This is a genomic window from Mesorhizobium sp. WSM4828, from assembly GCF_055811175.1.
Window position 1 is genome coordinate 374,966 of record NZ_JBVVQK010000002.1, and the last position, 9,121, is coordinate 384,086.

Consider the following 9,121-nt stretch of genomic DNA (forward strand, 5'->3'; position numbering starts at 1 on the left):
CCCTTGCAGCAAAATGCCGGCCGGAAATCTGCGCCAAGGCTGCTTGCCCTGGAGGTCGCAGGGGATTTTTCATCGCCACAAGAGGGCGCCGACCCGGTTGCCTTCGATTGCCAGACCTGTGGCGCCTGCTGCGCCTACTCGTCCAGATGGCCGCGCTTTTCCACCGAGGATGACGCTCAGCTCGACCTTATCCCGCAAAAATACGTGGCTGCCGACGAAGCCGGCATGCGCTGCGACGGCGCGCGCTGTTCGGCACTGTGCGGCGAGGTCGGCAAGTCCACCGCCTGCGGCATCTACGAGATCCGCCCCGACGTCTGCCGCGCCTGCATGCCGGGCGATGACGACTGCCTGATGGCGCGCCGGGCTCACGGGCTGCCGACGCCGTAATCGCGGCCCCCGGGCTTGCGTCCCAGTTTGAATTTCCTCAGTCAGATGATCGAAAGTCGCTGCGGTAGAGGCCGGGCGATCTTCCGGTCAACCGTTTGAATGCCTGCGAGAACGACGGCACCGATTCATATCCGACGGCGCGCCCGATCTCGCCAATGTTCTGGTTCGTTTCCCGCAGCGCCCTGGCGGCAAGGTTCATCCGCCACCGGGTCACGTAGGATAGCGGCGGCTGTCCCACGAGTTGAGCGAAGCGACGCGCGAAGGTGGCTCGAGACTGTGCCGCGCCGCTGGCAAGGGAAGCGATAGTCCAGGGATTGCCCGGCTGCTCGTGGATCATGCGCAAAGCCTGCGCAATGCCTTTGTCGCGCAAGGCGCCAAACCATCCTCCTGTTCCGAGAGGCTGATGTTCGATCCAGGCACGCAACAAGAAGATCAACGTGCTGTCGAGAAGGCGTGGGGCGACAATATCGTGGCCGCCGAGATTGCCTTTCGCTTCGACCTGCAGAAGTTCCAGGGCAAGCCGCAGCGGCTCGCTGGTGCCTATCTGATTTCGGGTCAAATGGATCAGCGGAGGAAGCAGCGAAACCATCGGGTATGGCCCGACGCCGTCGAGTGAATATCTCGCACAAAGAAGAGTTGTCGCGCCGCTCTCGCTTTTCGGTTCTGGTCCGCTCCGATTTGCGGAAAGGACGGCGGATATAGATGCCGTTGGTGCATCCAACGGATTACAAAGAGCATGCCCGATACCGCTCGCGACAAGGATGACGTCTCCCTCGCCCAAGCGGATCGGCTCCTTTTCACCGGCTAGCCGCAGCCAGCATTCGCCGCTCTGTATGACGTGGATGGCGGCATTCCTTGTCGGATCGACCGAAATACCCCACGGCCGATGCAGGGTCGCGCTGCCGATCATGGCGCTGCCAAATCTCAGCGAAGCAAGAACTTCGGATAAGGCGTCCACGAGAACCATCCTCCAACGATGAATAGGACGACGCTATTAGACGATTGGATAAGAATCTAGCGGAATAGCGTATCGACCATCTCACAATCGCGACAGATTATGTTGGCAATGTCGGCGTGCGGACGCTCCTGTCCGCACCGGGCAGAAGCAGGCACCTGACGGAGCAAACATGCGTGACGAACCATCAAATCCACTTCCAGCCAAGGCTCATAGTTCGCTCGAGACCAACAAGATGATCGTCCTGGACTTCATCGACAAAGCGGTAAACCAAGGCAACATCGAAGCCGCTTCGATGCATTTTGGCGAACGCTATATCCAGCACAATCCGAACATTGCGGATGGCGCGGACGGCTTCAAAGCCTATCTGCAGCAGCTCAAACAGTCATTTCCCCTCGTGAGGGGAGAGGTGAAGCGGATTTTTGCCGAAGGGGATTTCGTCATCGTGCACATGCACGCAAAACGCGAACTGGAGGAGGAAGGCTTGGCCATCGTCGACATTTTCAGGCTGAAGGACAGCAAGCTCGTCGAACACTGGGAAGTTCGGCAGCCTATCGCCGATAGCAAGCTGCACGCCAACAGCATGATCTGAATGCGGATAGGCTCAGGCTGGCTTGTGCCCGCACGTTTCGCTGATTACGCTGCCGGCGGCAGGGCCAACGCCGGGAGACCATCCGTGAGCATCGAATTCCTGTTGACGTCGCTGATTGTCGTGGCTTCGCCCGGTACCGGCGTTCTCTATACGCTAAGCGCCGGGCTTTCGCGTGGTGCGCGCGCCAGCGTCATTGCCGCTTTCGGCTGCACGCTCGGCATTATCCCGCACATGGCGGCCGCCATCACCGGCCTCGCGGCTCTGCTGCATACGAGTGCCGTCGCCTTCGAAACGCTGAAATATCTCGGCGTCGCCTACCTGCTTTACATGGCTTGGAACACGTTGAAGGAGAAGGGCGGCCTGAGTGTCGACGAAGATGTCGCGCCGCGCTCGGCCGGCAAAGTGATCGCCTCCGGCATTCTGATCAACATCCTCAATCCGAAGCTGTCGATCTTCTTCTTTGCGTTCCTGCCGCAATTCGTCAGCACCACCGAACCGCACGCGCTGTCGAAGATGCTGGAGCTCAGCAGCCTCTTCATGCTGCTCACCTTCGTGGTCTTTGTCGGCTACGGCATCTTCGCGGCGTCGATCCGCAGCCATGTCGTGTCGCGGCCAAAGGTGCTGACCTGGATGCGCCGCACCTTCGCCGGAGCCTTTGTCATGCTCGGCGCCAAACTGGCGCTGGCGGATCGCTAGATCTCTCTGTTTTGACGCAATTCCGGGCGGAAAACCGTTTCACACCTTTCCTGGAATTGCTTACCGCTGCGGATCGGCCGGCCCGCCTGCGGTTTCGGAAGGCTCGTTGCCTCCGAAACCGGACGCAGCGCGGACGCCCAGCCGCCAGGCCGACGGGGGGACGCCGATCATCTTCTTGAAGGCACGGCTGAACGCCGCCTCGGACTCGTAGCCGATTTCCGCCGCTATGTTTGCGACGTTGCTGTTGCCGGCGCTGAGCAATTCCGAGGCAATCTGCATCCGCCACTTGGCGAGATAGTGCATCGGCGGCATGCCGACGAGTTTCGTGAAGCGCTCGGCCAGCACGGTGCGCGACAGCGCGGCCTCCTTCGCCAGCGCCTCCACCGTCCAATTGTGCGCCGGCCGGTCGTGGATCAGCGCCAGCGCCTTGCTCAGATGCGGATCGCGCAGGCCCGCCAGCCAGCCGGTTTGTTGTGGCGGCAGCGACTCCACATAACGGCGCAGCACGTCGACGAACATCAATTCGCTGAGCTTGGTGAGCACCGTCTCGCTGCCCGCACGCTTTTCCGCGACCTCCGATACCGCCAGCTTGATGAACTGGCCGAGCCAGCCGCCGTCGCCTTTCACGTCTCCGGCCTTGATGACCGGCGGCAGCGCTTCGAGCAGCGGATTGAAGGGCAGTGCATCGCAAGCGAGATAGCCGCATACCAGCCGGGCCGACAGCGATCCGTCCTTGACGTAATTGATGGGAAACGGTGTCTGGCTGGCGGCGGCGATATCCAGCACATCCGCGGTCGGCGGATCCGCGCGCAGGGCCGGATTGCTCGACATGATATGCGGATCGCTCCTGGTGAAGACCACGACTTCGCCTGCCTCCACGGCTATCGCCTCCTTGCCGATGATGCGGGCGAAGCAGCGGCCAGCCGTGAGCACGTGGTAGGAAATCAGGTGATCCGCGCCCGGCAGTATCCTCGGCAGTATCGAGGCGGGGGAGGGCGAGCAGACCGCCCAGGGGTCCTGGGCCGCGATGTCGAAAAACGTCGCGCCGGTGAGACACACCTTTTTCAAGAGGTCAGACAGAGCGTCCCCGGCCATTCCATCCATGTCCCGTAAGTTGCGCGGCAACCCGGCGCGACATCCCTTTCGAGTTCCGGACGCGCTGTCAAGTGAGGCGGACGCCCCGTCATTCCGTTCATTGCCGGAAGCCTTAAAATCCCGTCGGTGCTGAGCTCTGTCTCAAATCAGGTGCTGAGTGCAGTCGAACTCAAGAAAGATGAGGATCTAAGTCATGACGGTACATAAGGGCGGGTGTTTTTGCGGCGCCGTGGAAATCGAAGTGCACGGAGCGGCCGAGGCGATGGGCTACTGCCATTGCAGTTCCTGTCGTTCGTGGTCGGCGTCTCCCGTGAACGCCTTCACGCTGTGGAAGCCGGAGAACGTCAAGGTCACCAAGGGCGAGGAGTTCCTGTCCGGCTTCGCGAAGTCAAACATGAGCAACCGTCAGTTCTGCACGAAGTGCGGCGGCCATCTGATGACCGATCATCCGCCGCTCGGACTGGTCGACGTCTATGCGGCCACGATACCGACGGTGAAGTTCACGCCGGGGGTTCACGTCAACTACGCCGAGACGGTCCTGCCGATGAAGGACGGATTGCCGAAGCTGAAAGACTTCCCCGCCGAACTCGGGGGCTCGGGCGTGAGCGTGCCGGAGTAACCCGGCAATGACACACGATTTCGAACAGCCACATCTCACGACAGGAGAATACGCATGGACATCACGACATTTCGCGCCACGCAGGAGCCGATCAAGGATCTTTATCGCAAGGATGCGCGCGCGGCACTTCTTACGCTGAAGGCCAGGGGCAGTGCCGACGACTCCAAGGTCACCTGCAAGGTCGAGACAGGACGTGGGCTCGCGCTGGCGGGCATCCATCCGAAGGCCGGGGGCAGCGGACGGGAGCTTTGTTCCGGCGACATGCTGCTGGAAGCCCTTATCGCATGCGCCGGCGTCTCGATGAGGGCGGCGGCCGCCGTTCTCGAAATACCGATCAAGTCGGCCGAAATCTCCGCCGAGGGCGACGTCGATCTTCGCGGCACGCTCGGCGTCACCGAAGGTGTGCCGGTCGGCTTCAAGGAGATCCGCCTGCGGTTCGACATCGAGACCGACGTTGCGCAAGACCGGCTGACTGACCTGCTCGAGCTCACCGATCGCTATTGCGTGATCTTCCAGACGATCCAGCGCAGTCCCAAGACCTTCGTGAAGCTTCACAAGGTCGTGCGGTAGCCACGACCTGCCCGGAATCCTAGACTTTGGGGGTTCCGGGCTGGGCCTGAGCGCGGCCTCACTGAACGCAGCTTGGCTGAATGCAGCTTTGTCGCGCCAAGCGCTATCCCTTCACGTAGCCCATCGCCTCGACGATCCGACCGTCCTTGACGCGCATCAGGTTGACGCCGCGCAGCGAATTGCCGTCGGCCATCCAGTAGCGCCAGCGGATCGTTGCCCGGTCGCCGGCGACGAAGGTTTCTTCGATGTCGAAGCGCGTGCCGGGTCCGGTCGCGATCGCCGACCACAGTTCGACGCAAGCGCCCTTGCCGATGCGGCGGGCGCCGTCCGGGGCCGGCGTGGTGTTCTCGATCACGCAATCTTCCGCCACCAGATCGTCGAGCGCCGACGGGTCGTGGCGCTGGAACACGTCGTTGTAGCGCCGCATGATCTCGGCGGTTTCGGCGGAGCGTTTGGCCGCGGCGATGTCGATGATGAGTTCCTGTGTCATTGGATATTCCTTTCCCTTCAGTGATCAGTAGCGGTTTCGATGAGGCGGGCGCTGAGCGTGATCACGGCGACGCCCGCCAGCGCCCGCGACACGAGGCACCTCTCCTTGGCGGTCTGCGCCAGCCGCTCGAAATCAGCCGCCGCCAGCCCGGCGACGCTTGCCTCCGTCTCCAGCTCGATACGGGTCAGCGTCGGTCCGGCCGCGCTGGCGCCGAGATGCGCTTTCGCGATCGTGCGGATGTGCGCGGGAGTGTGACCTTCGCGGCCGAGGATGGCGCTCAGCGCCATCGAGAAGCAGCCGGCATGCGCCGCCGCAATCAATTCCTCGGGGTTGGTACCGGGACCGTTCTCGAAACGCGACGGGAAGGAGTAGGCACCTTCAAAGACGCCGCTGCCGAGCCTCAGCCGGCCCGAACCTTCCTTCAACGATCCCTGCCATTGGGCCTCTGCTTCACGAATGGTCATTGTGTCTCTCCTTTGATTTGAGGGTTGATCAGTTTTTGAGCGAACCAGTCAGGCGCCGTCGACGACCACCTTTCCGAAGACGTCGCCTTGCTGGAAATAGCGGTAGGCGTCGTTGGACTCGTCGAAGGCGAACACCTTGTCGATGACAGGCTTGAGCCGATGCACCGAGATGGCGCGCAGCATGGCTTCGAGGTTGGTGCGATTGCCGACGAACAGGCGGCTGATGGTGGCGAGGCTGCGCTGGTAGACGGGGCCGGGGATCTGCACCGTCCCGCCTTTCGCATCCTGTATGGTGAGAAGCACGATGCGCCCGTAAAGCGCGCAGGCGATCATCGATTGCGCGAAGGTCGGCGGGCCGCCGGTCTCGACGACGAGGTCGATGCCGCCGGTCTGCTCGCGCACCGCAGCACCCCATTCCGGCATGTCGGCGGTCGAGACGACGAGGTCGGCGCCCAGCGCCCGCAGCCGGTCCAGCTTCTCGCTGCGCGAGGTGACTGCCACGACACGGCAGCCGAGCAGCTTGGCAAATTGCAGCGCAAACAGCGCGACACCACCTGAACCGATTACCAGAACCCATTGGCCGGACTTCGGCATTTCGGCCGCCGTCACCGCATTCCAGGCGGTCAGGCCGGCGCAGGTTAGTGTCGCTGCTTGATGCCAGTCGAGATGATCGGGAAGCCGTACAACCCATTGTTCGTCGAGCACGGCGTATTCAGCCAGCATCCCATCCAGCGTGCAGCCAAGTTGGTCGATCAGTCCGGCATTGATGCGGCCGTCGATCCAGCGCGCAAAATAACTGCCGGTGATGCGGTCGCCGACGGCGAAACGGGTGACAGAATCGCCGACGGCAACGACTTCGCCGGCGCCGTCGCTCAGCGGGATAACGCCTTGGCGCGGCGTCAGCGGGTAGGTGCCGTTGAGGATCATCGTATCGCGGCGGTTGAGCGAGGTGGCGCGGACACGCACGACGATCTCGTGCGGCTTCGGCGTCGGCTGCGCCTCCTCGCGCATCACTAGGCACTTGGTCCCGCCGGTTTCTTCAAGACGATAATTGCGCATTTGCCTCTCGCTAGTATGTAGACTGATCTACATATTATATAGACCGGTTGTCATATTCGAGGCAAGGCCTATAGTGCGCACTCCTGACAGAGGTTGACATGGCGAACGACACCCGCACCCGCATACTCGAGACGACGGCGCTGTTGCTGAGGCAGCGCGGCTACCACGGCACGTCGCTTAACGACATCTTGAGCGCCTCAGGCGCACCGAGAGGCTCGCTCTACTTCCACTTTCCGGGCGGCAAGGATCAGCTGGTCATCGAGGTGACGCGCGATAGCGTCGCCGATGTGACGCAGAGGCTGGACGCCGCGCTCGCTGCCGAAAAGGACCCGGCGGTGGCTGTCCACCACATCTACCAGTCGGTCGCGCGCATGCTGGAAGACAACCAGTTCACGCTCGGTTGCCCGATCGCGCCCGTAGTGTTGGACTCGCCGACGGACATGCCGGAGTTGGCCGAGTTGTGCCGCTCGGCTTTCGAGCAATGGATAGGCCTGCTCAGGGCCGCCTTCGTCAGGGCAGGGGTGTCCGAGCGACGCGCGCATGCGCTGGCGCTGCTGGTCGAATCATCGCTGGAAGGGCTGATGGTGATCGCGCGCGCCACCCACGACCGCGCCCCGGTGCTGGCGGTAGCCGATGAGGTCGCGGCGCTGATTGAGGGGGCATTGCCGGCGAAAGAGATCGCCGTCACGGCGCATTGACGTTTCGCGCTTCCAGGGCATCGAGGCCAGCGCGGAGCCCTGCTGAAGTGCCGACACTCCAGCTCTGCAATTCACGTTCTGCGCCGACGCCGAAGAGGGGGTGAGTTGTATGCTTCCGCTTGGAATCGGACAGCCTCTCATCCTCCGTCCCATCAACAAAAAAGGGCGACCTCTCGGCCGCCCTTTCCGTATCTGAAGGCTGATGGGTTGGATTAGAAGTCCATGCCGCCCATGCCGCCCATGCCGCCGCCGCCCATGCCGCCAGGCATGCCGCCGCCAGCCGACTCCTTCTTCGGAGCCTCCGCGATCATGGCTTCGGTGGTGACCAGCAGGCCGGCGACCGAGGCCGCGTCCTGCAGAGCCGTGCGCACAACCTTGACCGGATCGACGATACCCATGGCGATCATGTCGCCATATTCGCCGGTCTGGGCGTTGTAGCCGAAGGTCGCGCCCTTGTTCTCAAGGATCTTGCCGGCAACGATCGATGCTTCCGCACCGGCGTTGGCGGCGATCTGACGGGCCGGAGCCTGCAGCGCGCGACGCACGATGCTGATGCCCGCGGTCTGGTCGGAGTTGGCGCCGGTTGCCTTGATGCTCAGCGAAGCGCGCAGCAGTGCGACGCCGCCGCCGGGAACGATGCCTTCTTCGACGGCCGCACGGGTCGCGTTGAGGGCGTCATCGACGCGATCCTTCTTTTCCTTGACTTCCACTTCGGTCGCACCGCCGACGCGGATGACGGCAACGCCGCCCGCCAGCTTGGCGAGACGTTCCTGCAGCTTCTCCTTGTCGTAGTCCGAGGTGGTCTCCTCGATCTGCTGCTTGATCTGGGCGACGCGGCCCTGGATCTCGGCCTTCTTGCCGGCGCCGTCGACGATGGTGGTGTTCTCCTTGGAGATCGACACCTTCTTGGCGCGGCCGAGCATGTTCAGGCCGACATTCTCGAGCTTGATGCCGAGGTCTTCGGAAATGACCTGGCCACCGGTGAGGATGGCGATGTCTTCCAGCATGGCCTTGCGGCGATCACCGAAGCCCGGCGCCTTGACGGCAGCGATCTTCAGGCCGCCACGCAGCTTGTTGACGACCAGCGTGGCCAGGGCCTCGCCTTCGACGTCTTCCGAGATGATGACCAGCGGCTTCGAGGTCTGCACAACAGCCTCGAGGATCGGCAGCATGGCCTGCAGGTTGGAGAGCTTCTTCTCGTGGAGAAGGATGTAGGCGTCTTCCAGATCCGCAACCATCTTTTCGGCGTTGGTGACGAAGTAGGGCGAGAGATAGCCGCGGTCGAACTGCATGCCTTCGACGACCTCGAGCTCGGTCTCGGCGGTCTTGGCTTCCTCGACGGTGATGACGCCTTCATTGCCGACCTTCTGCATCGCTTCCGCGATCATCGAGCCGACCGAAACATCGCCATTGCCGGCAATGGTGCCGACCTGGGCAACCTCTTCCGAGGTCTTGATCTTCTTGGCGTTCTTGATCAGCGTCGCGACGACGTCGGC

Annotated in this window: 12 protein-coding genes; 6 read left to right on the top strand and 6 right to left on the bottom strand. The window is 62.6% G+C overall.

The window, feature by feature from the left end:
- The first annotated feature begins 48 nt into the window (after positions 1-48).
- A complete protein-coding gene (locus AC0L2X_RS04625) occupies positions 49-387 on the top strand; it encodes a YkgJ family cysteine cluster protein (protein WP_352492636.1) in 339 nt (112 codons plus the stop codon).
- A gap of 37 nt (positions 388-424) precedes the next feature.
- Here AC0L2X_RS04625 and AC0L2X_RS04630 read toward each other — a convergent pair whose 3' ends face one another.
- Positions 425-1,354, bottom strand: coding sequence for an AraC family transcriptional regulator (locus AC0L2X_RS04630; protein ID WP_473599286.1), 930 nt, complete (start codon positions 1,352-1,354; stop codon positions 425-427).
- A 160-nt stretch (positions 1,355-1,514) separates the two neighbouring features.
- Between AC0L2X_RS04630 and AC0L2X_RS04635 the strand changes: the two genes are divergently transcribed.
- Positions 1,515-1,934: a nuclear transport factor 2 family protein gene (locus AC0L2X_RS04635; RefSeq protein WP_352492576.1), complete on the top strand. Its 420-nt coding sequence runs from the start codon at positions 1,515-1,517 to the stop codon at positions 1,932-1,934.
- A gap of 84 nt (positions 1,935-2,018) precedes the next feature.
- Complete coding sequence (locus AC0L2X_RS04640) at positions 2,019-2,630, top strand: LysE family translocator (RefSeq protein WP_473554787.1); 612 nt, start codon at positions 2,019-2,021, stop codon at positions 2,628-2,630.
- Between the two features lie 60 nt (positions 2,631-2,690).
- Here the strand turns inward: AC0L2X_RS04640 and AC0L2X_RS04645 are convergent, their stop codons facing one another.
- Positions 2,691-3,725 (bottom strand): AraC family transcriptional regulator, encoded by a 1,035-nt coding sequence (locus AC0L2X_RS04645; protein ID WP_473554789.1) that lies wholly within the window; start codon positions 3,723-3,725, stop codon positions 2,691-2,693.
- A gap of 193 nt (positions 3,726-3,918) precedes the next feature.
- Between AC0L2X_RS04645 and AC0L2X_RS04650 the strand changes: the two genes are divergently transcribed.
- Together AC0L2X_RS04650 and AC0L2X_RS04655 are read left to right on the top strand one after the other, a co-directional pair.
- Positions 3,919-4,344, top strand: coding sequence for a GFA family protein (locus tag AC0L2X_RS04650; protein WP_352492573.1), 426 nt, complete (start codon positions 3,919-3,921; stop codon positions 4,342-4,344).
- A 54-nt stretch (positions 4,345-4,398) separates the two neighbouring features.
- Entirely contained in the window at positions 4,399-4,914 is a 516-nt protein-coding gene (locus AC0L2X_RS04655; RefSeq protein WP_352492572.1) for an OsmC family protein, read from the top strand.
- A gap of 103 nt (positions 4,915-5,017) precedes the next feature.
- Here AC0L2X_RS04655 and AC0L2X_RS04660 read toward each other — a convergent pair whose 3' ends face one another.
- The 3 genes from AC0L2X_RS04660 to AC0L2X_RS04670 are packed head-to-tail and all read right to left on the bottom strand — an operon-like array spanning position 5,018 to position 6,927.
- Positions 5,018-5,404: a nuclear transport factor 2 family protein gene (locus AC0L2X_RS04660; RefSeq protein WP_352492571.1), complete on the bottom strand. Its 387-nt coding sequence runs from the start codon at positions 5,402-5,404 to the stop codon at positions 5,018-5,020.
- A gap of 17 nt (positions 5,405-5,421) precedes the next feature.
- On the bottom strand, positions 5,422-5,868 hold the full coding sequence (locus tag AC0L2X_RS04665; protein WP_473554792.1) for an OsmC family protein: 447 nt from the start codon (positions 5,866-5,868) through the stop codon (positions 5,422-5,424).
- 48 nt (positions 5,869-5,916) lie between these two features.
- Positions 5,917-6,927, bottom strand: a complete 1,011-nt coding sequence (locus AC0L2X_RS04670) for a zinc-dependent alcohol dehydrogenase family protein (RefSeq protein WP_473554793.1) — start codon at positions 6,925-6,927, stop codon at positions 5,917-5,919.
- Positions 6,928-7,025: 98 nt separating this feature from the next.
- Between AC0L2X_RS04670 and AC0L2X_RS04675 the strand changes: the two genes are divergently transcribed.
- Positions 7,026-7,625, top strand: a complete 600-nt coding sequence (locus AC0L2X_RS04675) for a TetR/AcrR family transcriptional regulator (RefSeq protein WP_473554796.1) — start codon at positions 7,026-7,028, stop codon at positions 7,623-7,625.
- 212 nt (positions 7,626-7,837) lie between these two features.
- Here the strand turns inward: AC0L2X_RS04675 and groL are convergent.
- Positions 7,838-9,121: chaperonin GroEL (groL, locus tag AC0L2X_RS04680; RefSeq protein ID WP_352468344.1), on the bottom strand; the 1,284-nt coding region annotated here is incomplete at its 5' end.